Below are 22,109 nucleotides of genomic sequence, written 5' to 3'. Positions count from 1 at the left end.
AGGGAGGATAACATGCAAGACTTTACCCGCCGGTCTCTGCTCCAAGGCGGCACCGCTTTGGCTGCGACCGGCATGCTGACGGGGCCGGCACTGTTCGACTTCGCCAAGGCCTGGGCGCAGAGCGCGCCCTGGAAGGCCGAACCCGGCGCCAAGCTGACGGTGATGCGCTGGAAGCGCTTCGTGCCGGCGGAGGACGATGCGTTCAACGCGATGGTGGCGGCGTTCAAGGCCGCGACCGGCACCGAGATGAATACGTTCAGCGAGTCTTTCGAGGACGTGCAGCCGAAGGCCTCGGTTGCGGCCAACACCGGCTCCGGCCTCGATCTCGCCTGGGGCCTGCACACGCTGCCGCAGCTGTTCCCGACCAAAGTGCTGAAGATGAACGACGTCGCCGATTATCTTGGCAACAAATACGGCGGCTGGACCGATGCGGCCGCCAAGACCTGCAAGCTCGGCAACGATTGGCTCGGCATTCCCGTCGCCACCAACGGCGGTTACATGACCTACCGCAAGTCGGCGCTCGACAAGGCCGGCTTCAAGGAATTCCCGAAGGACTTCCCCGGCTTCCTCGAGATGTGCAAGGCGCTCAAGGCCAACAACACGCCGGCCGGCTTCGCGCTCGGTCACGCCTCCGGCGACGGCAATTCCTGGCTGCACTGGGTGCTGTGGGGCCACGGTGCCTACACGGTCGACCAGAACGACAAGATCGTCATCAATTCGCCGGAGACGGCGAAGGCGCTGGAATATTGCAAGGCGCTGTACGACAGCTTCATTCCGGGCACGGCGTCCTGGAACGATTCCTCCAACAACAAGGCGTATCTCGCCGGCGAGCTCTATTGCACGGCGAACGGCATCTCGATCTACGTCGCCGCCAAGAACGATGCCAGCAAGAAGGAGCTCACCGAGGACACCTATCACGCGCTCTGGCCGGTCGGTCCGGTCGGCAAGCCGACCGAGCTGCAGCTGGCGCTGCCGATCCTCGCCTTCAACTTTACCAAATATCCCAATGCGGCAAAGGCCTTCGTCGCCTTCATGCTGGAGAAGGAGAACTACGAGAAGTGGCTGGCCGGCGCGCAGGGCTATCTGACGCAAACCCTGAACGCCTACGAATCGGCGCCGATCTGGACGGCCGATCCGAAGAACGCCGTGTTCTCGCAGGCCTCCAAGCGCACGCTGCCGGCGTCCGGCATCGGCACCGTGGGTGAGAAGGCTGCAACCGCGATCGCCGACTTCATCGTCGTCGACATGTTCGCCAATTACTGCACCGGCGCCAAGGATGTGAAGGGCGCGATGGCGGAAGCCGAGCGCCAGCTGAAGCGCATCTATCGCTGAACAGTCACGGGGCGGGCGGCTCTCGGGCCGCCCGCTCGTCAACATTTCGATCAGGGATATCGGGCATGGCTGATGTCGCAATTCCCCGGGCCAAGCCTCAGATGACCGAGGCTGGTGCCTGGGCCCAGCTCAAACACAATCGCAACTGGCTCGGCTTCTGGTTCATGGTGCCGGCCATGGTGTTCCTGATCTTCTTCCTGGCCTATCCGCTAGGGCTCGGCATCTGGCTGTCCTTCACGGACACGCGCATCGGCAGGGTCGGACACTTCATCGCCTTCGAGAACTACGAGTGGCTGTGGGACGATTCCATCTTCTGGCTGTCGGTGTTCAACACGCTGCTCTACACCTTCGTCGCCAGCGCCTTCAAATTCGGCATCGGCCTCTACCTTGCGCTGCTGCTCAACGAGCACATGCCGTTCAAGGCGATGCTGCGCGCGATGGTGCTCATCCCCTTCATCGTTCCGACGGTGCTCTCCGCGCTCGCCTTCTGGTGGATCTTCGACTCGCAATTCTCGATCATCTCCTGGTCGCTGAAGCAGCTCGGCCTGATCAACCAGAACATCAACTTTCTCGGCGACACGACCTGGGCACGCATTTGCGTGATCTTCGCCAACATCTGGCGCGGCGTGCCCTTCGTGGCGATCACGCTGCTGGCAGGGCTGCAAACCGTCTCGCCCTCGCTCTATGAAGCGGCGACGCTCGACGGCGCCACGCGCTGGCAGAATTTCCGCTACATCACCTATCCGCTGCTGACACCGATCATCGCCGTCGTGATGACCTTCTCGGTGCTCTTCACCTTCACCGACTTCCAGCTGATCTGGGCGATGACGCGTGGCGGCCCGGTCAACGCCACCCACCTGATGGCGACCCTGTCCTATCAGCGCGCGATCATCGCCGGGCAGCTCGGCGAGGGGGCCGCGATCTCCAGTGCGATGATCCCGTTCCTGCTCGCCGCGATCATGGTCTCGTGGTTCGGATTGCAGCGCCGGAAGTGGCAGCAGGGAGAGAGCAATGACTGATCTTCCCGCCGCGAAAGTCGACCTTAAGAGCGTGCTGTCGGCGCCACCGCGCGTCGACAACAGCGAGGGCATGAGCTATCTGCAGTCGGTGCCGCGCAGGCTGGTGACGCTGTATCTGCCGCTCACGATCATCGTCGTCGTCCTGCTGTTCCCGTTCTACTGGATGGCGCTGACCTCGGTGAAGCCCGACGAGCAACTGCTCGATCTCGACAAGTACAATCCGTTCTGGACCTGGAACCCGACCTTCAAGCACTTCCACAAGCTGCTGTTCGAGAGCTACTATCCCTACTGGCTCTGGAACACGATGTATGTGGCGATCTGCGCCACGGTGCTCTCGATCGTCGCCTCGGTGTTCGCCGCCTACGCCATCGTGCGCTTGCGTTACAAGGGCGCCAATCTCGTCGGCGGCCTGATCTTCCTCGCCTATCTGGTGCCGCCGTCGATCCTGTTCATTCCGCTCGCCACGGTCGTGTATCAGTACGGCCTGTTCGATTCGCCGCTGGCGCTGATCCTGACCTATCCGACCATCCTGATCCCGTTCTCGACCTGGCTGTTGATGGGCTATTTCAAGACCATCCCCTTCGAGCTCGAGGAATGCGCGCTGATCGACGGGGCGAGCCGCTGGCAGATCCTGGTCAAGATCGTCGTGCCGCTGGCCATTCCCGGCCTGATCTCGGCCTTCATCTTCTGCTTCACGCTGTGCTGGAACGAGTTCATCTACGCCCTGACGTTCCTGCAATCGACCAGCAACAAGACGGTGCCGGTCGCGATCGTCAACGAGTTCGTGGACGGCGACATCTACCGCTGGGGCTCGCTGATGGCGGGAGCGCTGGCCGGCTCGCTGCCGCTCGTGATCCTTTACGCCTTCTTCGTGGAGCATTATGTGTCGGCGATGACCGGCGCCGTGAAGGAATGATCGCGGGGTTTGCCGAGGGCGCGCCAATGGGTTTCAAGAGCGGCGCGCTCCAGTCAATGAGAAGGAGTTGAGCTCTTGCACATTCTGGTTCTCGGCGCCGCCGGCATGGTCGGCCGCAAACTCTGTGAACGGCTGCTGCGCGATGGCCGGCTCGGCAAGAGCGACATCACGAAATTGACCATGCACGACGTGATCGAGCCCAAGAAGCCGGAGAAGGCCGGCTTCCCGGTCGAGACCGTTTCGGGCGATTTCGCCGTGCCGGGCGCCGCCGAGAAGCTGATCGCAGGCCGCCCCGACGTGATCTTCCATCTCGCCGCGATCGTCTCCGGCGAGGCCGAGCTCGACTTCGACAAGGGCTATCGCATCAATCTCGACGGCACGCGGATGCTGCTCGATGCGATCCGCCTTGCGGGCGGCGGCTACAAGCCCCGCGTGGTGTTCACATCCTCGATCGCAGTGTTCGGCGCGCCGTTTCCCGATGCGATCGGCGACGAGTTCTTCCATACCCCGCTGCTCAGCTACGGCACCCAGAAGGCGATCGGCGAACTCCTGCTCGCCGATTATTCCCGTCGCGGCTTCCTCGACGGCATCGGAATCCGCCTGCCGACCATCTGCATCCGCCCCGGCCTGCCCAACAAGGCGGCCTCGGGCTTCTTCTCCAGCATCCTGCGCGAGCCGCTCGCCGGCAAGGAAGCGATCCTCCCGGTCTCCGAGGACGTCCGCCACTGGCACGCGACGCCACGCTCGGCCGTCGGCTTCCTGCTCCACGCCGGCACCATGGATCTCGCGGCCGTCGGCCCGCGCCGCAACCTGACCATGCCGGGCCTGTCGGCCACGGTCGGCGAGCAGATAGCCGCCTTGAAACGGGTCGCCGGCGAGAAGGTCGCCGCGCGCATCAAGCGTGAGCCCGATCCCTTCATCGTCGGCATCGTCGGCGGCTGGCCGCGCAATTTCGACGCCAGGCGGTCGCGCGAGCTCGGCTTCACCACCGCCGAGAAGACGTTCGACGATATCATCCGCATTCACATCGAAGACGAGCTCGGCGGCAATTTCGTCGCCTGACCTCGGACTGAGCGGGCCCTGATGATGGCGAGCGTTGCTTGCATCGGCGAATGCATGGTCGAGCTGCGGCAGGCCCAGGGCGGCGCGTCCGCCGGGCAGGGGCAGGGCGGTGGCCTGTACTCACGCGGCTTCGGCGGCGACACCCTCAACACGGCCGTGTATCTGGCGCGGCTGGACGTCAAGGTCGATTATCTCACCGCGCTCGGCGATGACGCCCTGAGCGACGAGATGGTCGCGGCCTGGAATGCGGAAGGCGTCGGCACGCGCCGTGTCGTGCGGCTCGCGGGCAAGCTGCCCGGCCTCTACATGATCCAGACGGACGGCAAGGGCGAGCGCCAGTTCTTCCATTGGCGCGACAGTGCGGCCGCGCGCCAACTGATGAGCCTGCCGGAGACGGACGAGCTGCTCAACTCGCTGATGAGCTACGACGTCGTCTATCTCTCCGCGATCACGCTCTCGATCTACGACGCGGCCGGGCGCGAGCGCCTGTTCGGCGCGATCAAGCGTGCGCGCCTGCTCGGCACCCGCTTCGTGTTCGACACCAATTTTCGCGCGCGCGGCTGGCCGGACCGCGACGTCGCACGCGAGGTATTTGCTGCGGCGTTCGCGGCGGCCGACATCGTGCTGACCTCGACCGAGGATCTGCTCGCGCTCTGGCCCGGCGAAAGTCACGACCAGCTGATGGCGCGGATCCCGACCCCGGAGCTGGTGTTCCGACTGCCCGAGCCGGTGAGCCTGTTGCGCTATCCCGGTGGCGCCAGCGAGGTCCGCGCCGAGCCCATGACCAAGCCGGTAGTCGATACCACCGCCGCTGGCGACAGCTTCGCCGCGGCTTATATCGCGGCCCGACTTGCCGGCGCCGAGCCGGCCGAGGCGGCCCTATCAGGACATCGGCTCGCCAGCCTCGTGATCTGCTATCCCGGCGCCATCATTCCGGGCTATGCCATGCCGCCGAAGAAGCGGCACCGGCCGGCGGCGTCCCGCCAGGCCAACAAGTAGACAGCGACCAAATGAATCGAGACCCATGACCACGGCTGCCCAACAGAACCACCTCGTCGCGCTGTTCAAGGCCGCGACCGTCATTCCCGTCCTCACCATCGAGCGCATCCAGGATGCGGTGCCGCTGGCGCGCGCGCTGGTTGCCGGCGGGGTCCGCACGCTGGAGGTGACCCTGCGCACCCCCGTTGCGATCGAGGCGGCGCGTGCGGTGATGACCGAGGTCCCCGAGGCCGTCGTCGGCATCGGCACCATTCTCAACCCGTCCGACTTCAGCCGGGTCGAGAAGCTCGGCGTCGCGTTCGGCATCAGCCCGGGCCTGACCCCCGATCTGCTCAAGGCCGCGACCGACAGCTCCTTGCCGTTCGCGCCGGGCATTGCCACGGCCTCGGAGCTGATGATGGCGCTGTCCTACGGTTTTGATGTCGCAAAGTTCTTCCCGGCGGAGCAGGCCGGCGGCATCAAGGGCCTGCGCGCCCTCGGCGGGCCGTTCCCGAACGTGCGGTTTTGCCCGACCGGCGGGGTGGGCGAGGCCAATGCCGCGACCTGGCTGGCCGAACCCAATGTCGTTGCGGTCGGCGGATCCTGGCTGTGCCCGACGGCGGAGATCCGGGCCGGGAACTGGGCCGGCATAACTGCCATCTGCGAGCGGACCCTCAAGGCGTTGAAAGCCGCGTGAAGTCTTGCCATCCCTGGGCTAAGACTTAGCTCAGGACAAGACCTCAGGGAGAGACGACCATGACCGCCAGCATCGTCGGATGGGCGCATACGCCGTTCGGCAAGTTCGATACCGAAACCGTCGAAAGCCTCGTCACCCGCGTCGCAAACGAGGCGCTCGCTGACGCCGGGATTTCGGCCTCCGATGTCGACGAAATCGTGCTCGGTCATTTCAACGCCGGCTTCTCGCCGCAGGATTTCACGGCGTCGCTGGTGCTGCAGGCCGATCCCAAGCTGCGCTTCAAGCCGGCGACCCGTGTCGAGAACGCCTGCGCCACTGGATCTGCCGCCGTGCATCAGGGCCTGCGCGCGATTGCCGCAGGGGCGGCCAAGATTGTGCTGGTCGTCGGCGTCGAGCAGATGACGCGCACGCCGAGCGCCGAAATCGGCAAGAACCTGCTCAAGGCCTCCTACCTGCCCGAGGACGGCGACACGGTCGGCGGCTTCGCCGGCGTGTTCGGCAAGATCGCCAGCTCCTATTTCCAGAAATACGGCGACCAGTCCGATGCGCTGGCGCTGATCGCGGCCAAGAACCACAAGAACGGCGTCGCCAATCCCTTCGCCCAGATGCGCAAGGACTTCGGCTTCGACTTCTGCCGCGCCGAGAGCGAGAAGAACCCCTACGTCGCCGGTCCCCTGAAGCGCACTGACTGCTCGCTGGTCTCGGACGGTGCCGCCGCCCTGGTGCTGGCCGATGCCGAGACGGCCAAGGGCATGACCAAATCGATCGGCTTCCGCGCGACTGCGCACGCCCAGGACTTCCTGCCGATGAGTAAGCGCGACATCCTGCAGTTCGAAGGCTGCACGGTCGCCTGGCAGCGGGCGCTGGAGAAGGCCGGTGTCACGCTGTCCGATCTCTCCTTCGTCGAGACCCATGACTGCTTCACCGTCGCCGAGCTGATCGAGTACGAAGCGATGGGCCTGACGCCGAAGGGGCAGGGCGCCCGCGCCATCAAAGAGGGCTGGACGCTGAAGGACGGCAAGCTGCCGGTCAATCCGTCAGGCGGCCTGAAGGCCAAGGGCCATCCGATCGGCGCCACCGGCGTCTCCATGCACGTGATGACCGCGATGCAGCTCGCGGGCCAGGCGCCCGAGGGCATGCAGCTCAAGAACGCCAAGCTCGGCGGCATCTTCAACATGGGTGGCGCGGCTGTCGCCAACTACGTTTCGGTGCTCGAGCCGCTCAAGTAAGCTCTCGTAGGTGGGCAAAGGCGCGAAAGCGCCGTGCCCACCATCTTTCCTTGCGCCAGATCATGGTGGGCACGCTTCGCTTTGCCCACCCTACGGCTCCTGATTGATTTACGGAAAAGCATCATGAGCACCAACTACGAAGATTCACTCTCGATGGACGCACTCAACGATCGTATCGCGATCCTCGAAGACAACATCCGCCAGCTCATCGAGCAGGCCGCTGCCGCCTCCGGCGAGCAGAACGAGTCGCGCATCGCCGACCGGATCAGCCAGCAGAACGACGAACTCGACCGGCTCCTGAAGATCCGGGAATCCCGTCAGAAGAAATAGCGGCGGTCGTCGCCCCGCGGCGCATGCCGCCATACGCCGCCCGCCCTTGCGCGAGCGGCGGCACTGCCGTTAGCTGGACCGAAATCGCGAGGCAATTGAGCCCCGCGCGATCGGGAGCGAACGATGGGGCCGCTGAAAGGCATCAAGGTCGTCGACATGACCACCGTGCTGATGGGCCCTTACGCGACCCAGATGCTCGGCGATTACGGTGCCGACGTCATCAAGGTGGAATCGCTGGACGGCGACGTCACCCGCCTGATCGGCCCGATGCGTCACGCCGGGATGGGGCCGGTGTTCCTCAACACCAACCGCAGCAAGCGCTCGATCTGCCTCGACCTCAAGAAACCGGCGGGGCGCGAAGCCGTGCTGCGGCTTTTGAAGGACGCGGACGTCTTGGTCTACAACGTCCGCCCGCAGGCCATGGCGCGGCTTCAGCTCGGCTACGACGTCGTCTCTGCCATCAACCCGCGCCTGGTCTATGCCGGCGTGTTCGGTTTCGGCCAGGATGGGCCCTATGCCGCAAAACCCGCTTACGACGACCTGATCCAGGGCGCCACGGCCCTGCCGGCTCTGATGGCGCAGACCGGCGACGGCGTGCCGCGCTATGTGCCGAACGCCCTCGTGGATCGTATCGTCGGCCTCACCGCGGTCGGCGCGATCTGCGCCAGCCTCGTGCACCGCGACCGCACCGGCCGCGGCCAGCGTCTGGACATTCCGATGTTCGAGACCATGGCCGGCTTCGTCATGGGCGACCACATGGGAGGGCTCACCTTCGAGCCGCCGCTCGACAAGGGCGGCTATGCCCGCCATCTCTCGCGCGACCGCAGGCCCTACAAGACCTCGGACGGCTATCTCAGCGTCATCGTCTACAACGACAAGCAATGGGAGAACTTCTTCAAGGCCACGGGGCGCGATGACCTCCGCGCCGATCCCAAATTCGCGACCTTCGCCGGCCGGGCCGCCAATATCAATGTGGTCTACGCCGAACTCGCGCGCATCTTCGAGACGCGGACCACGGCCGAATGGATCGACCTGCTGACGAAAGCGGACGTGCCTGTCATGCCGATGCACGATCTCGCCTCGATCCTGCACGATCCGCATCTGGAGGCGACCGGCTTCTTCCCGGTGGTGACCCATCCGACCGAAGGTCCGATCCGCAGCATGAAGGTGACCGCGACCTGGTCCGAGACCGAAGCCGAGCCGGTACGCCTGGCGCCGCGGCTCAACGAGCACGGCGCCCAGATTCTTCGCGAGATCGGCTATTCCCAGGATGAGATTGCGGCCATGGTTCGCGATGGCGTCACGCGCACGGCGCCGGAGTAGGGACGAAGGTATGGCGCAAACTCTCTCATCCGTCATTCCGGGGCGCGCCCACCTGGGCGCGAGCCCGGAATCCATAACCACGATCGGGAGTATGGATTCTCAGGTGCGCAATTGCGCACCAGGGCTCGCGCCTAACGGCGCGCCCCGGAATGACGGTGGAGAAAGCCCGCCATGAGCTTCATCACCGGCGTCGGCCTCACGTCGTTCGGCAAGCACGAGGACTCCTCCTCGCTCGACCTGATGAGCCAAGCGGCGCAAGCCGCGCTCGACGATGCTGGCCTGAAGCGAGCCGACATCGACGGCATCCTCTGCGGCTACTCCACGGTCTCGCCGCACATCATGCTCGCCACCGTCTTCGCCGAGCATTTTGGCATCCGCCCGTCCTACGCCCATGCCGTGCAGGTCGGCGGCGCCACGGGTCTTGCGATGACGATGCTTGCACATCATCTCGTCGCGTCAGATGTCTGCCGGAACGTTCTCGTGGTCGCCGGCGAGAACCGGCTCACCGGGCAGAGCCGCGATGCCTCGATCCAGGCGCTGGCGCAGGTCGGCCATCCCGACTACGAGGTGCCGTTAGGACCGACCATTCCCGCTTATTACGGCCTCATTGCCAACCGATACATGCACGAATTCGGCGTGACCGAAGAGGATCTCGCCGAATTCGCGGTGCTGATGCGTGCCCACGCCTGCACCCATCCCGGCGCGCAATTCCACGATCCGATCAGTGTCGCCGATGTCATGGCCTCCAAGCCAGTGGCGCTCCCGCTCAAGCTGCTCGATTGCTGCCCGGTCTCCGACGGCGGCGCGGCGTTCGTCGTCAGCCGCGAGCGAACCGGGGAAGCGGGCGTGCGCATCCGCGGCTGCGCCCAGGCCCACACGCATCAGCATGTCACGGCAGCGCCCGCCCTCAGCGAGCTTGGCGCCGAGATCTCCATCGCCCGCGCGAAGCAGGCCACGGGTCTGGCGATCTCTGATGTGCGCTACGCCGCGATCTACGACAGCTTTACGATCACGCTTGCGATGCTGCTGGAAGACCTCGGGCTTGCCGGCCGTGGCGAGGCGGCCGCGCGCGTGCGCGCCGGCCATTTCAGCCGTGACGGCGCGATGCCGCTGAATACCCATGGCGGCCTGCTCAGCTACGGCCATTGCGGCGTCGGCGGCGCCATGGCGCATCTCGTCGAGACGCATTTGCAGATGACGGGACGGGCGGCCACCCGCCAGGTGCGCGATGCCTCGATTGCACTGCTGCACGGCGACGGCGGCGTGCTGTCGTCTCACGTCAGCATGTTCCTGGAGCGGGTCAGATGAGCGAGCGTCTGGCGGACTGGACCGAGGGCGAAGCGGCCATCACCTACCAGACCTGCACCTCATGCGGGCATGTGCAGTATTTTCATCGGGCCTTCTGCGCAGCTTGTGGCGAATCGGACCCGCGCGAGCAGCGCACCAGCGGCAAGGGCAGGGTGTACGCGACCTCGTTGGTCTGCCGCGCGGCAACGCCCGAGACGCGCGCCCACGTGCCCTACAACATCCTGCTGGTCGATTGCGCCGAAGGTTTTCGCATGATGGCCCATGGCGAGAACGACCTCGCCATCGGCGATTCGGTCATTGCGAGCTTCAAGCCCTTTGCCGGCAAGCTGGTGCCGTTCTTTGCCAGACTGAAATAGTGTGGATCCGTCATTCGGGGGCGGTCATGTGACCGAGCCTGGAACGGGAATTCTGGGCTTGGCTTGTGCGAGAGCCACCCCGGAATGACGAAAACGCTCAAACTCGAACTCAACGCCCGTAGAACAAGATGCTGGCGATGACGAGCATCGCCGTCACCGCCAGCATATGCGCGAGCGCTCCCGAGGCTGCCCCCTTGGTGGCTTCCTTCATGCCGTTTTCTCCCTAGACTTGGGCGTGACTCATCGTTGCGCGGTGAGCGCATACGACGGCCAATTGTTTTTACTCGGAACACCCCTTGCGAGTATCCGCCGCGATTTGTCCCCCCGCGGCGAATATCGACTGTGTCAGGGTCGATCAGCAATGCGGCGGCAATTTGACTCGATGATGTTGCTCCTGCGTCCCCGCGCGAATAGAGTCTTCGGGAACCTTCGCCGATGGCGACAAAAAGCATCAAAAGATCAGGGAAAACTTCAGGAAAATCATGGCCCGCATTCAGTACAGCGACCCGTCCAAGGCATCCGACCGCACCCGTGAAATCCTCGACAAGAACCGTCATGCCAACATCTTCCGGATGATGGCGCATTCGCCGAGTTACTTTGAGCAATATTGCCGCCTCGGGGGCGCAATCAGGCACAAGGGCGAGCTCGACCCTATCGTGCGCGAGCTTGCGATCACCCGTACCGGCATCCTGTGCGAGGCACCCTATGAGATCGTCGCGCACAAGCGCATCGGCAAGAATGTCGGCGTCACCGACGAGCAGAACGAGGCGCTCGAGAATTGGCAGGCCGCATCTTGCTTCAATGAGGTGCAGCGCGCCGCGCTCGCCTTCACCGACGAGATCGTGAAGCTGAAGAAGCCGACGGATGCGACCTTCAAGGCGATCGCATCGAAGCTGACACCGGCCGCGCTGGTCGAGCTGCAGCTCTCGGTCGGCTTCTACATCATGACGTCGAAGTTCCTGGAGACATTCGAGATCGATCTTCAACCGGTCACCGAAGTGGTGGGCTGAATCGACGCAAGCGCGAGGGATGCCGATGACGATCGACGAATATGCGGCCTGGGCCGCAACCATTGCGAAAGTCGAAGAGCATCCGTCCAACGAGCGGCTGTCCTATCTCGGCCTCGGCCTTGCCGGTGAGGCCGGCGAAGTCGCCGAGCACATCAAGAAGCTCTTGCGCGACGATTGGCTCGACAAGGCGGGTCTCGTCGAAGAGCTCGGCGATGTCGTCTACTACTGGGCCTGCCTGTGCGCCGCCACCGGCCAGCAGCCATCCGCGCTGCTCGATGCCAGTGCCGCCAAGATCAGGCGACGCATCAGCGAAGCGGCGAGCCGATAGGCCGCGGCTCACGTCGCCGTCAGAATATCCACCTTGGCGTTGGCGACGATCAGGCGGTCGGCCAGGAGCTGGGCCAGGTTGCGCATGATGCATTCGCTGGCGCGGGGGTGCTGCTTGCGGAAGCGCTCGAAATCCTTCAGCGGGACCTCGCATGCCGTCGCTGCCATGTCGGCAAACACGTCGGCGGAGCGGGTCTGCTCCAGCAGCGCCATCTCGCCGAACGCCATGCCGGCGGTGAGCGTCGCCAGCCTGACGCCGTCGGGCAAGGTGACGTGCACGGCGCCGCTGCGCAGGAAGTACAGGGCATCGGCGGGGTCGCCGGCCGTGAGGATCTTCGCGCCGGATTGATAGGTCCTGATGGTGCAGAGCGAAGCGAGATCCGTCAGCTCTTCCTCGCTCAGCCCGGTCAGCAGCGGCTGTTCGGCAAGCTCGGTGGTCTCGTGAAAATCGATCGAGCCGCCGTAGCGATAGACGATCTGGTCTTCGGCCCATTCGATCGCGGTATCGAGCAGATAGAAGTCGCGCACGTTCTTCAGCTCGGCGGTCCATTCGCGCAACGTATTCCATTCCTTGGAGGCGCGCCGGACGCCCGACAAGACCACCGTGACATTCAGCGCGGCCAATTCCTCGAACGCTTCGGCCACAAGCCGTGCGCCGGCCCGCGTAGTCGAGGTCACGCGGTGCAGATCGAAGATCACGAATTGCGGCCGCGGTCGTCCCGCGAGCCGGCGCGAGACGTAATCGACCGCCGACAGCGACAGCGTGCCGACCAGCTCGATGATGCGCACCTCCTGCTCGTGGGCCGCCAGGATCTCGCGCTCCTGCGGGCGGCGCACGCGGCGCGACGGGCTCTTGCCGATGTCGTAGTCGGCGATGACGGCGTTGCGCGCGTCGTCGCTGCGGTTGAGCATGTGCAGGTCGTAATGCGAGGACAGCGCCTCGCAGACCCTGATGCCGCGCACGCTGTTGCCGTGCTTGTCGAGTTTGGGCGAATAGCTGCCGAGGCCGAGGCGGGCAGGGAGCGCGGCCAGGATGCCGCCGCCGACGCCGCTCTTGGCGGGGATGCCGATCCGGTAGATCCACTCGCCGGCATAGTCGTACATGCCCGACGACGTCATCACCGACAGCGTGCGCGAGATCGCGTAAGGACTCAGCACCTGCTCGCCGGTGACCGGATTGATGCCGCGATTGGCGAGCGTTGCCGCCATCACCGCGATGTCGCGCGCGGTCACCAGCACGGCGCATTGCCGGAAATAGACGTCGAGCACGCCGGCGACGTTGTCCGAGATTACCGCGTTGGTCTTGAGCAGATAGCCGATGGCGCGGTTGCGGTCGCCGGTCTGGCTTTCGGAAGCAAAGACCGCCTCGTCAACGGAAAGGTCGCGTCCTGCAAAACGGCTGAGCGCAAGGCGGATCTGCTCGAACGCCTCCGCGCCCTTGCTGTCGTAGATCAGCCCGGTGCAGGCGATCGCGCCGGCATTGACCATCGGGTTGAACGGATGATTCTCGGAATTGAGCCGGATCGAGTTAAAGGGATCGCCGGAGGGCTCGACGCCGATCGCGCCTTCGACCTTGCTGGCGCCGAGCAGGTCCAGCGCCAGCGCGAACACGAAGGGTTTCGACATCGACTGGATGGTGAAGGGCACTCTGGAGTCGCCGACTTCATAGACATGGCCGTCCAGCGTCGCCAGGCTGATGCCGAAATAGGCAGGGTCGGCCTTGCTGAGCTCGGGAATGTAGTCGGCGACATGGCCTGACGTTTCGGCGGAGAATTCGCTGAGGCAATTGTCCAGGAACCGCAGCAAGGGCGGCTTCGAGCGGGTCCAGGCAGTGGCGAGAGGCGAGAGCGGTTTCATCGCCTCCCTTGTGCAACGCAATCAGGGTACGCGCAACCCGTCCGGCATCGCAGGCTGGCGCCGGACCAGCAGAAGCGCGATCAGAGTCGTCGGCAGCAGGATGCCAAGGCCCGCCAACGTCACCTGCATCTGCGACAACGGCATGATGCCGCCGCCGGGGGTCGCCACCACGAAGCCGCCGATCACCAGCAGCACGCGAATGGGCCATTCCAGGCTGCCTGTGCCGCGCAAGTCGCCGACGAACGGCTGGTAGCCCTGGATGCCGCCGCAGATGAACAGCGTGCCGAAGGCGGCGAGACCCATCAGGCCGAGCCCGGCGAGGTATGGACTCGAACCCTGCAGCACCAGCGCCGGATTGAGCACGAAGAAGAACGGCAGGAAATAGATGATGCTGCCGACCCACATCGATTCCCAGCCGGTCTTCATTGCCGGCGAGCCGGCGATGCCGGCAGCTGCGAAGGAGGCGATCGCGACCGGCGGGGTGATCGACGACAGCATGCCCCAATAGAAGATGAACATGTGCACGGCCATGCGGTTGAGCCCGAGCTTCTCCAGCGCCGGCGCGACCAGGATGGCGAGGAAGATGTAGCAGGCTGTCGTCGTCAGGCCGAGGCCGAGAATGAGGCTGGTGAGCGCGCACATGCCAAGCAGCAGGAAGGCGTTGTCGCCGGCGATGTGCAGGAGGTCGTTGGCAAGGCTCGACACCACGCCCGTCATCGAGAACGCGCCGATCAGCAGGCCGCAGCCGGCGAGGATGCCGACCAGCTCGACGAAGGTGCGGCCGTTGACCTCCAGGAACTTGCCGATCGTCGCAAATGTCCAGCGCGTGTCCTTGGAGAAGAACTGGTTGAGCACCAGCAGCAGCGCGGTGGCGTAAAACGGCGCGTGGCTCTCACGCTTGAAGTAGAGCAGCATCACGATCAGAAGCGCGATGACGAAGACGTAGTACCAGCCGTCCTTGATCGTGTCCATGATCCGCGGCAGCTCGGCGCGCGGAATGCCCTTCAGCTTGTGGCGGGCGGCATAGGCATCGACCTGCATGAACAGGCCGACATAGTAGAGCACTGCGGGAATGATCGCGGCGACCGCGACGTCGGCGTAGCTGACGTTGAGGAATTGCGCGATGACGAAGGCGGTCGCGCCCATCACCGGTGGCGCCAGCACCGCGCCGGTCGAGGCGCAGGCCTCGATCGCGGCGGCATAGGACGCGCGGAAGCCGCTCTTTTTCATCACGGGGATGGTCATGGTTCCCGCGGTGAGCACGTTGGAGATGATCGAGCCGGACATCATGCCGAGCAGGCCGCTGGCAAAGATGCAGACTTTTGCCGCGCCGCCGCGGAAGGTGCCGCACAGCGCGAAGGCGAGATTGATGAAGAATTTTCCCGCCCCCGTCATCATCAGCGCGGTGCCGAATACCAAAAAGCCGATCACGGTGTCGGCGAAGGCCTGGATGGGAATGCCGAGCAGGCTCTCGCCCGAGAGCACATGATAGGCGGTGGCCTGCTCCAGCGTCGACTGTGTGCCGCGGAACGGCCCGAGCCAGCCGGCCTCGGCGAACAGCGGATAGACGGTGAAGGGCAGCACGCTGAGGAGCAGGCTCCAGCCGCCGGTGCGGCGCAACGCTTCCATCAGCATCACCCACATCACGAGGCCTGCGGCGATCACCGTGTTGGGCGCGCCGCCGAATTCCCAGCCGGCCTCCGCCGCCTTGCGGACATTCGACATCAGCATGAGGGATGCCGCGAAGGTCGCGACGAACAAGACGAGGTCATACCAGGGAACGCGGTCGAGCGGCGCGCGTCCGGTGCCCGGAAAGATCAGGAACGTGAACGGCAGCATCAATGCGATCAGGAGATAGAAATACTCCGTGTTGAGCTGGGTGTATCCGACGAAGAAGCGCAGCGAGAATTGCTGGTTGATGCAGAGCAGGATCGTCGCGGCGGTCGCAACAATCAGCGTCCAGCGCCACGCGCCGCGCAACGTGCGCACCCGCGTCACCTCCGCCTCCTGCATGTTGCCGGCCGCGCCATGCGGATCGTCGAACACGACCCGCTTGGCCGAGGCGGTGGAGGTGGAAGAAGGCATCATCGATCCCGCGCGTGGGCTGGTAACTAAACTAGGCGAATGGGTGTTGGTTGGCTCGATAGGGCCGCGGGCTCCTTAACCTCTCCCGCTTGCGGGAGAGGTCGCCGCAACGCGGCGGGTGAGGGCTCTCTCCTCTGGGGGACTCCCACTGCAGAGACACCCTCTCCCCAACCCTCTCCCGCAAGTGGGAGAGGGAGCGCCTCTCGTACCTGGTAACGGAAGAGCTCATCCCGCTCTATTCCTCGAACCCGTTCGGCATGCCCGCTTTCGCCAGCGCCGCGGCACGCGCCTTCGTCCAGCCTTCGAGGAACGCCTTGTCGTCCGACGGCGGATTGGACTTGCCGTAATCGGCCCAGGCGGCCGCCAGCACCTCCTGCCGCTTGATCAGCTGGTTGTTGTGTGCCTCCTGAGCGTCGCTCCATTGGCCGGCCTCTTTCAACGCCTTCACCGCGCCGGGATGCACCGGCACCACCCAGTTCTTGGTCTGGCGGTTGGCCGCGAGTCCGCCGGCGCCGGGCGCGGAGTCCTTATAAGCGTCGTAGTTGACGATCATCGCCTTGGTGATCGCATAGACCTGGTCGGCCGGTTGCGAGGCGTAGGCGACGAAGATCGGGTAGGGATAATTGCCGAGCTCGATCGGCTTCTCCGGCGAGATGCCGGCGCCGCAGGTCGCAAGCTGCGGGAAGAAGAACGAGCCGACCTTCTGCATCCGCGCCCAACCCTCCTTGTCCTTGGCGGGCAGCGGCGGCCAGATCAACCCGCGCGGCGAAGCCTCGGCCTCCTTGGCGGGACCGGTGATGGTGGTGCCGAAGGCGGCATCGACGTCGTTGTTGATCAGCCCTTTCCACATCGCGCCGTAGCTGGCGAACTCGACGGCCTTGACGTCCTTTTGCGTCAGCCCGGCGAAGGCGAGCACCGCGAGCGAGTTCTGGTTCAGCGCGGGCGAGCCGACCACGAAGCCGACGCGCTTGCCCTTGAGGTCCTTCAGCTCCTTCACGCCGGTGTCGGCGGCCACCGCAAGCGAGGCGCAATTGCAGTCGACGGTCGAGAGCAGGGTCTGCAGCGGCTGCGGACCCCATTCCTTCGAGCCGAACTCGAACACGCCTTCCTGCGCGAAGTAGGTGCCCGACCCCATTGCCGCGGAAACCGCGCGCTTGGCGCGCAGCGGCGCGAGGCGCGCGACGTCGTTGCCTGCGGGGAGCACGCGCACGTCGGTGCCGTACTTGTCCTTCATCATCTTGCCGACGCCGACCGCGATGTTGAAGCCGGCGGTGCCGGTGTCATAGGCGGTGAACGTCAATGTCGCCGGCAGCTTGATGTCTTCGGCGAACGAATAGCGTGTAGACGCAAAAGAAATGCCCGCCACCAGAGCAGGCGCGAGCACGAGCAGCCCACGAAGCATGTTTCCCTCCAATGATCCTCGCTTTGGCGCGAAGATTTTCATTCTTTGTTTGAAACAACGTTTGTTTGAAACCGATCATGTCACCGCGATGAAGCGATGGCAACGCCGTAACGAGCATGCACGAACGCGGCTGACAGATTGTCGCGGAAAAGACCGGATAAGACGCTCAACTCGCAACGATCGCGATCGCCTGTCCCTCTGCAACGACGTCATCGACCTTCACGAGAAGCGATGTAATCGTGCCGGTTGCGGGCGAGGGCACCGGGATCTCCATCTTCATCGCTTCGACCACCACAACGTCATCGCCATCCGCGACGGTTCCTCCAACTTGCACGGGAGTTGCGCAGATGCGTCCCGCGACCTCCGTGACGATCTTAATTTCTGGCATGCCATCGCCTTTTTGTTGTCGTCGCAAAATGCCTGAGGTAGCGTCGTCTGCAAGTGGAATTTAATTCCGCACAGCGGAACACAACGGTAGGGATCATGGGACGACGTTCGGAGCGGTTGAGCAGGCAAGGTGCGCTCGCTGGCGAAGCCGGTGAGGGTGATGTGATCCAGGTGGTGTCGCGCGCGTTCGACGTGTTGCGATGCTTCGAGGGCCACGAGGCGCGACTCGGCAATCTCGAGATTTCAAATCGCTGCGGTCTGCCGCGCTCGACGGTGTCGCGGCTCACGCATACGCTGACCCGCATGGGCCAGCTCGTGTATCTCCCGCGCGATCAGAAGTATCGCATCGGCCCGAGCGCGGTCGCGATGAGCGCCTCGATGATGAAGGGCGCGCAGCTGCGCAGCATGATTCGCCAACGGCTGCAGGAAGTCGCCGAACAGCTGCCGGGCACCGTCGGGTTCGTCGTCCCCGACCGCTTCCATCTCGTCTATCTCCAGTTCGCGCGCTCGCCGAACGCGCTCGGTTTGCACGAGGGCACCGGCAGCCGCATCTCGATGGCCTCGACCGCTGCGGGTGCGGCCTACACCGCGGCGCTCGCGCCGGAAATCGGAGACGCCTTCGTCGCAGACATGGAGCGCGAAGCCCCCGAGGCTGCGAAGATTCTCAAGCCCCGCATCGAGGCCAACCGGCAGATGCTGCGCGAGCGCGGCTATGTCGTCGCCTGCGGCCTCTGGAGCCCGCACATCAACGGCCTCGCGGTGCCGATCTGGTCGCCGCAGTACCAGACCTTCGTCGTCATCACGATCGGTCTTCTGTCGGCGATGTATGACGAGCAGCGTCTGCACGACGAAGTCGCACCGCGGATGCTCCAGCTTGGCCGCTCGCTCGGAAGCCTGATGGAAGGCGCGGAAGGCGACGCCTTCAACAACCGTATCTCGCGTAAGCCGGTCGCCATGGCCGTGCACAACAATAACAAGCCGATCCATTCGGAGGGAGTGAATGAACTGGAAGCCGGAACTCGACGAGCTCGCCCGGCGCGAAGCCTTCGCGCGGGAGATGGGCGGCGTTGACAAGGTCAAGCGACAGCATGACCAGGGCCGGCTGACTGTTCGGGAGCGTATCGACAAGCTGATCGACAAGGGCAGCTTTCACGAGATCGGTGCCGTCTCCGGCATCGGTGAGTACGATTCCAGCGGCGATCTGAAGAAGCTCACGCCGGCCAATTGCGTGTTCGGCCGCGCGCGCGTCGACGGCCGCACATTGGTCGTGGTCGGTGATGATTTCACCGTGCGCGGCGGCTCGGCGGATGCGTCGATCTCGGCCAAGCCGCTGATGGCGGAGGAGATGGCGCACGATTTCCGGCTGCCCATCGTCCGCATCATCGAAGGCTCCGGCGGCGGCGGCTCGGTCAAGACCATCGAGACCAAGGGCGCGGCCAATCTGCCCGGCGGCATCGGCGGCACGCGCTGGTATCGCTTCACGACGGAGAACCTGTCGCGCGTGCCGGTGGTCGCGCTCGGCCTCGGCTCGGTGGCCGGCCTGGGCGCCGCGCGTCTTGCCGCCAGCCACTATTCCATCATGACGCGGAAGTCCGCGATGTTCGTCGCGGGTCCGCCGGTGGTGAAGGCGCTGGGGCAGGATCTTACCAAGGAGGAGCTTGGCGGCGCCGACATCCAGACCCGCGCCGGGGCGGTCGATCACGCCGTCGACACCGAGGAGGAGGCGTTAGCCTGCGCGCGGCGCTTCCTCTCCTACCTGCCGTCATCGGTCTACGAGCTGCCGCCGACCTTGCCCTGCACGGACAGCCCGGAGCGCAGCGACGAAGCGCTGATGAACGCGGTGCCGCGCAACCGCAAGCAGGTCTACAAGATGCGGCCCATCATCGAGTCCGTCGTCGACAAGGGCTCGTTCTTCGAGGTCGCCAAGAATTTCGGCAAGCCGATCATTGTCGGTCTCGCGCGGCTCGAGGGCAGGGCGGTGCTGCTGCTCGCCAGCGACAGCTTCCACTATGGCGGATCCTGGACCGCGGATGCCTGCCAGAAGGTGGTGCGCTGGGTCGACTTCGCCGAGACCTTCCACCTGCCGGTCGTCTATCTCATGGATTGCCCCGGCTTCATGATCGGCCTCGATGCGGAGAAGGCCGCCACCATCCGCCACGGCGTGCGCGCCATGGCGGCGGTGAACCAGACCACCGTGCCGTGGTGCACGGTGATCCTGCGCAATGCGTTCGGCGTCGCCGGTGTCGTGCACCAGCCGGCCGACCGCTTCTCGATTCGCTATGCCTGGCCCTCGGCCTATTGGGGCTCGCTGCCGCTCGAAGGCGGCATCGAAGCCGCCTACCGCGCCGACATCGACGCGGCGGAAGACAAGGCGGCGAAGCTGAAGGAGATCGAGGAGCGGCTCAACAAGCTCCGCTCGCCGTTCCGCTCGGCCGAAAAGTTCTGGGTCGAGGAGATCATCGATCCCAGGAAGACGCGCTCGCTCCTGTGCGAGTTTGCCCGGCTCGCGGAGCCGCTGCGAAAGCCGGGGCCGCCGGAGAACATGACGATCAGGCCGTAGCATTGTGCCAAGTCATGACGCTCGTGCCCCGGACGCAGCGCAGCGCTGCCGAAGATGCGAAGCATCGTCCGGCGGTGGTGCGCTGCAGAGCGTCCGGGACACTCAAAGCCCTTCCAGCAGAAAACAATAACGCGCTAAGCTCCCCCAACAAGAACAAGAGGAAGCGCCAATCGTGTACGACTTCATCATCGTGGGTGGCGGCTCGGCGGGCTCCGTGCTGGCCCACCGGCTCTCCGCCAGGAGTGCCAACAAGGTCCTGCTGTGCGAAGCCGGTCAGGACACCCCGCCCGGCAACGAGCCGGCCGAGATCAGGGACAGCTATCCCGGCACAGCCTATTTCGATCCGCGCTTTCACTGGACCGAGCTCAAGGTCACGACGCAGGTCGTCAGCCACAACAATCCGAACGAAGCGCGTCCGCCTCTGCGCAAATACGAGCAGGCACGCGTGCTGGGCGGCGGCTCGTCGATCAACGGGCAGATGGCCAACCGCGGCGCCCCAACCGACTACGACGAATGGGAGGCGCGCGGCGCCGAAGGGTGGTCGTGGGCCGACGTGCTGCCGTTCTTCAAGAAGGTGGAGCGCGACCTCGATTTCGACGGACCCTATCACGGCAAGGACGGCCGGATCCCGGTCCGCCGCATCCCGCGTGAGCACTGGACGCGGCATTCGGAGGCGTTCGCGCAGGCCTTCCAGCAGGCCGGCCATCAATTCCTGCCGGACCAGAATGGCGAATTCGTCGACGGCTTTTTCCCGGTGACGCATTCCAACCAGGCCGAGCAGCGCGTCTCGGCCGCGATGGGTTATCTCGATCGCGACACCCGCGCGCGTTCGAACCTTGCGATCTCGACCAACACGGTCGTCCGCGAGCTGCTGTTCGAAGGCACGCGCTGCGTCGGCGTGAAGGCGATGGTCGACGGACGCGAGCAGGAATTCCGCGGACGCGAGATCATCCTCTCCAGCGGCGCCATCCATTCGCCGGCGCATCTGCTCCGCGCCGGCATCGGCCCCATCGGCCACCTCAAGGACCTGGGCATTCCCGTGCTGGCGGCCTTGCCGGGGGTCGGCCAGCGCCTGATGGATCATCCGTCGATCTCGCTGTCGTCCTTTGTCCGCCGCGGCGCGCGCATGAACGAGCACACCAGGCGTCACATGCAGCTCGGCCTGCGTTACTCCTCCGGGCTGCCTGATGTGCCCAAGGGCGACATGTTCGTCGTCGTCATCAGCAAATCGGCATGGCACGCCGTCGGCGCGCAGATCGGCTCGCTCCTGACCTTCGTCAACAAGACCTATTCCGAGACCGGACAGGTCAAGCTCGCCTCGCGCGATCCCTCGGCAGAGCCGATCGTCGAGTTCAACCTGCTGTCCGACCGCCGCGATCTCGATCGCCTGATGAGCGGTTTCCGCAAGATGGCGGCGATCCAGATGAGCGAGGCGGTCAGGAAGGTGACGGACAAGCCGTTTCCGGCCGCCTATACCGATCGCGTCCGCAAGATCGGCGTGGTCAACACCAGGAACAAAATTCTCACCACGATCGCCGCGACCCTGATGGACGGGCCGGCGGCGCTGCGTCACTACATGATCGACAATTTCGTCGTCGAAGGCTTCACCTTCGATCAGGTGATGAACGACGACGAGGCGCTGGAAGCCTTCGTGCGCAAGGCGACGATCGGCGTCTGGCACGCCTCGTGCTCATGCCGAATGGGCCGCACTGAGGATCCAATGACGGTGGTCGACAATCAGGGCCGCGTCAAAGGCGTGCAGGGCCTGCGCGTCGTCGATGCCTCGATCTTCCCGGTGGTGCCATGTGCCAACACCAACTTTCCCGCGTTGATGTCGGCGGAGAAGATCGCGGCCGCGATCATGCAATGAGCGGCAACGAGTTCTGGCGATCCGGGCAGTGCGGGGAGGAGGAGCGCTGATGGATACTTGC

At 64.8% G+C, this 22,109-nt stretch carries 20 protein-coding genes; 16 read left to right on the top strand and 4 right to left on the bottom strand.

What is annotated here, in order from left to right:
- Positions 1 to 12: 12 nt before the first annotated feature.
- The 13 genes from P0R31_RS21260 (at position 13) to P0R31_RS21200 (ending at position 11,888) form a co-directional block, all read left to right on the top strand.
- On the top strand, positions 13 to 1,332 hold the full coding sequence (locus P0R31_RS21260; protein ID WP_275516058.1) for an ABC transporter substrate-binding protein: 1,320 nt from the start codon (positions 13 to 15) through the stop codon (positions 1,330 to 1,332).
- 101 nt (positions 1,333 to 1,433) lie between these two features.
- Positions 1,434 to 2,351 (top strand): carbohydrate ABC transporter permease, encoded by a 918-nt coding sequence (locus P0R31_RS21255; protein WP_430516851.1) that lies wholly within the window; start codon positions 1,434 to 1,436, stop codon positions 2,349 to 2,351.
- Complete coding sequence (locus P0R31_RS21250; RefSeq protein ID WP_430516849.1) at positions 2,344 to 3,267, top strand: carbohydrate ABC transporter permease; 924 nt, start codon at positions 2,344 to 2,346, stop codon at positions 3,265 to 3,267. Before P0R31_RS21255 ends, P0R31_RS21250 begins: the two co-directional genes overlap by 8 nt.
- A 75-nt stretch (positions 3,268 to 3,342) precedes the next feature.
- Positions 3,343 to 4,329: a D-erythronate dehydrogenase gene (gene denD, locus P0R31_RS21245; RefSeq protein WP_275516055.1), complete on the top strand. Its 987-nt coding sequence runs from the start codon at positions 3,343 to 3,345 to the stop codon at positions 4,327 to 4,329.
- 24 nt (positions 4,330 to 4,353) lie between these two features.
- Positions 4,354 to 5,328 carry a sugar kinase gene (locus P0R31_RS21240; RefSeq protein WP_275516091.1) on the top strand — a complete coding sequence of 325 codons (975 nt, stop codon included), beginning with the start codon at positions 4,354 to 4,356 and terminating at the stop codon, positions 5,326 to 5,328.
- Between the two features lie 25 nt (positions 5,329 to 5,353).
- On the top strand, positions 5,354 to 6,004 hold the full coding sequence (eda, locus tag P0R31_RS21235) for a bifunctional 4-hydroxy-2-oxoglutarate aldolase/2-dehydro-3-deoxy-phosphogluconate aldolase (RefSeq protein WP_275516054.1): 651 nt from the start codon (positions 5,354 to 5,356) through the stop codon (positions 6,002 to 6,004).
- A 59-nt stretch (positions 6,005 to 6,063) separates the two neighbouring features.
- The gene (locus P0R31_RS21230) at positions 6,064 to 7,233 is read left to right on the top strand and encodes an acetyl-CoA acetyltransferase (protein ID WP_275516053.1); all 1,170 of its coding nucleotides are present in this window, start codon (positions 6,064 to 6,066) and stop codon (positions 7,231 to 7,233) included.
- A 123-nt stretch (positions 7,234 to 7,356) separates the two neighbouring features.
- Positions 7,357 to 7,563: a hypothetical protein gene (locus P0R31_RS21225; protein WP_275516052.1), complete on the top strand. Its 207-nt coding sequence runs from the start codon at positions 7,357 to 7,359 to the stop codon at positions 7,561 to 7,563.
- 123 nt (positions 7,564 to 7,686) lie between these two features.
- Positions 7,687 to 8,886 (top strand): CaiB/BaiF CoA transferase family protein, encoded by a 1,200-nt coding sequence (locus P0R31_RS21220; protein ID WP_275516051.1) that lies wholly within the window; start codon positions 7,687 to 7,689, stop codon positions 8,884 to 8,886.
- A gap of 171 nt (positions 8,887 to 9,057) precedes the next feature.
- The gene (locus tag P0R31_RS21215; RefSeq protein WP_275516050.1) at positions 9,058 to 10,194 is read left to right on the top strand and encodes a thiolase family protein; all 1,137 of its coding nucleotides are present in this window, start codon (positions 9,058 to 9,060) and stop codon (positions 10,192 to 10,194) included.
- Positions 10,191 to 10,550 (top strand): Zn-ribbon domain-containing OB-fold protein, encoded by a 360-nt coding sequence (locus P0R31_RS21210; RefSeq protein ID WP_275516049.1) that lies wholly within the window; start codon positions 10,191 to 10,193, stop codon positions 10,548 to 10,550. Before P0R31_RS21215 ends, P0R31_RS21210 begins: the two co-directional genes overlap by 4 nt.
- Positions 10,551 to 11,032: 482 nt before the next feature.
- Entirely contained in the window at positions 11,033 to 11,560 is a 528-nt protein-coding gene (locus tag P0R31_RS21205) for a carboxymuconolactone decarboxylase family protein (protein ID WP_275516048.1), read from the top strand.
- A 25-nt stretch (positions 11,561 to 11,585) separates the two neighbouring features.
- The gene (locus P0R31_RS21200) at positions 11,586 to 11,888 is read left to right on the top strand and encodes a nucleoside triphosphate pyrophosphohydrolase family protein (RefSeq protein WP_225185880.1); all 303 of its coding nucleotides are present in this window, start codon (positions 11,586 to 11,588) and stop codon (positions 11,886 to 11,888) included.
- A gap of 8 nt (positions 11,889 to 11,896) precedes the next feature.
- Here the strand turns inward: P0R31_RS21200 and glsA are convergent, their stop codons facing one another.
- From glsA to P0R31_RS21180, 4 genes are all read right to left on the bottom strand, one after another.
- On the bottom strand, positions 11,897 to 13,744 hold the full coding sequence (gene glsA / locus P0R31_RS21195; protein ID WP_275516046.1) for a glutaminase A: 1,848 nt from the start codon (positions 13,742 to 13,744) through the stop codon (positions 11,897 to 11,899).
- A 21-nt stretch (positions 13,745 to 13,765) separates the two neighbouring features.
- Positions 13,766 to 15,832: a TRAP transporter permease gene (locus P0R31_RS21190; protein ID WP_275516045.1), complete on the bottom strand. Its 2,067-nt coding sequence runs from the start codon at positions 15,830 to 15,832 to the stop codon at positions 13,766 to 13,768.
- Between the two features lie 232 nt (positions 15,833 to 16,064).
- Entirely contained in the window at positions 16,065 to 17,231 is a 1,167-nt protein-coding gene (locus P0R31_RS21185) for a TAXI family TRAP transporter solute-binding subunit (protein ID WP_036001123.1), read from the bottom strand.
- 166 nt (positions 17,232 to 17,397) lie between these two features.
- On the bottom strand, positions 17,398 to 17,619 hold the full coding sequence (locus P0R31_RS21180) for a biotin/lipoyl-containing protein (RefSeq protein WP_275516041.1): 222 nt from the start codon (positions 17,617 to 17,619) through the stop codon (positions 17,398 to 17,400).
- 95 nt (positions 17,620 to 17,714) lie between these two features.
- Here P0R31_RS21180 and P0R31_RS21175 point away from each other — a divergent pair, with 95 nt between their 5' ends.
- From P0R31_RS21175 to P0R31_RS21165, 3 genes are all read left to right on the top strand, one after another.
- Positions 17,715 to 18,689: an IclR family transcriptional regulator gene (locus P0R31_RS21175; RefSeq protein ID WP_275516038.1), complete on the top strand. Its 975-nt coding sequence runs from the start codon at positions 17,715 to 17,717 to the stop codon at positions 18,687 to 18,689.
- Complete coding sequence (locus tag P0R31_RS21170; RefSeq protein WP_275516037.1) at positions 18,619 to 20,178, top strand: acyl-CoA carboxylase subunit beta; 1,560 nt, start codon at positions 18,619 to 18,621, stop codon at positions 20,176 to 20,178. Before P0R31_RS21175 ends, P0R31_RS21170 begins: the two co-directional genes overlap by 71 nt.
- Positions 20,179 to 20,350: 172 nt before the next feature.
- Positions 20,351 to 22,048: a GMC family oxidoreductase gene (locus tag P0R31_RS21165; protein WP_275516036.1), complete on the top strand. Its 1,698-nt coding sequence runs from the start codon at positions 20,351 to 20,353 to the stop codon at positions 22,046 to 22,048.
- Positions 22,049 to 22,109 lie beyond the last annotated feature (61 nt).

Source organism: Bradyrhizobium yuanmingense, from assembly GCF_029167105.1.
Classification (GTDB): domain Bacteria; phylum Pseudomonadota; class Alphaproteobacteria; order Rhizobiales; family Xanthobacteraceae; genus Bradyrhizobium; species Bradyrhizobium yuanmingense_A.
This window is presented reverse-complemented; position numbering and strand designations above follow the sequence as displayed.

Excerpts from the sequence above, each read along its gene's own strand:
- P0R31_RS21170 (WP_275516037.1), top strand. The coding sequence starts at position 18,619 with ATGAACTGGAAGCCGGAACTCGACGAGCTCGCCCGGCGCGAAGCCTTC.
- P0R31_RS21220 (WP_275516051.1), top strand. The coding sequence starts at position 7,687 with ATGGGGCCGCTGAAAGGCATCAAGGTCGTCGACATGACCACCGTGCTG.
- P0R31_RS21205 (WP_275516048.1), top strand. The coding sequence starts at position 11,033 with ATGGCCCGCATTCAGTACAGCGACCCGTCCAAGGCATCCGACCGCACC.
- P0R31_RS21185 (WP_036001123.1), bottom strand. The coding sequence starts at position 17,231 with ATGCTTCGTGGGCTGCTCGTGCTCGCGCCTGCTCTGGTGGCGGGCATT.
- P0R31_RS21260 (WP_275516058.1), top strand. The coding sequence starts at position 13 with ATGCAAGACTTTACCCGCCGGTCTCTGCTCCAAGGCGGCACCGCTTTG.
- P0R31_RS21215 (WP_275516050.1), top strand. The coding sequence starts at position 9,058 with ATGAGCTTCATCACCGGCGTCGGCCTCACGTCGTTCGGCAAGCACGAG.
- P0R31_RS21190 (WP_275516045.1), bottom strand. The coding sequence starts at position 15,832 with ATGATGCCTTCTTCCACCTCCACCGCCTCGGCCAAGCGGGTCGTGTTC.
- P0R31_RS21240 (WP_275516091.1), top strand. The coding sequence starts at position 4,354 with ATGGCGAGCGTTGCTTGCATCGGCGAATGCATGGTCGAGCTGCGGCAG.
- glsA (WP_275516046.1), bottom strand. The coding sequence starts at position 13,744 with ATGAAACCGCTCTCGCCTCTCGCCACTGCCTGGACCCGCTCGAAGCCG.
- P0R31_RS21175 (WP_275516038.1), top strand. The coding sequence starts at position 17,715 with ATGGGACGACGTTCGGAGCGGTTGAGCAGGCAAGGTGCGCTCGCTGGC.
- P0R31_RS21225 (WP_275516052.1), top strand. The coding sequence starts at position 7,357 with ATGAGCACCAACTACGAAGATTCACTCTCGATGGACGCACTCAACGAT.
- eda (WP_275516054.1), top strand. The coding sequence starts at position 5,354 with ATGACCACGGCTGCCCAACAGAACCACCTCGTCGCGCTGTTCAAGGCC.
- P0R31_RS21180 (WP_275516041.1), bottom strand. The coding sequence starts at position 17,619 with ATGCCAGAAATTAAGATCGTCACGGAGGTCGCGGGACGCATCTGCGCA.
- P0R31_RS21250 (WP_430516849.1), top strand. The coding sequence starts at position 2,344 with ATGACTGATCTTCCCGCCGCGAAAGTCGACCTTAAGAGCGTGCTGTCG.
- P0R31_RS21255 (WP_430516851.1), top strand. The coding sequence starts at position 1,434 with ATGACCGAGGCTGGTGCCTGGGCCCAGCTCAAACACAATCGCAACTGG.
- P0R31_RS21230 (WP_275516053.1), top strand. The coding sequence starts at position 6,064 with ATGACCGCCAGCATCGTCGGATGGGCGCATACGCCGTTCGGCAAGTTC.
- P0R31_RS21200 (WP_225185880.1), top strand. The coding sequence starts at position 11,586 with ATGACGATCGACGAATATGCGGCCTGGGCCGCAACCATTGCGAAAGTC.
- P0R31_RS21210 (WP_275516049.1), top strand. The coding sequence starts at position 10,191 with ATGAGCGAGCGTCTGGCGGACTGGACCGAGGGCGAAGCGGCCATCACC.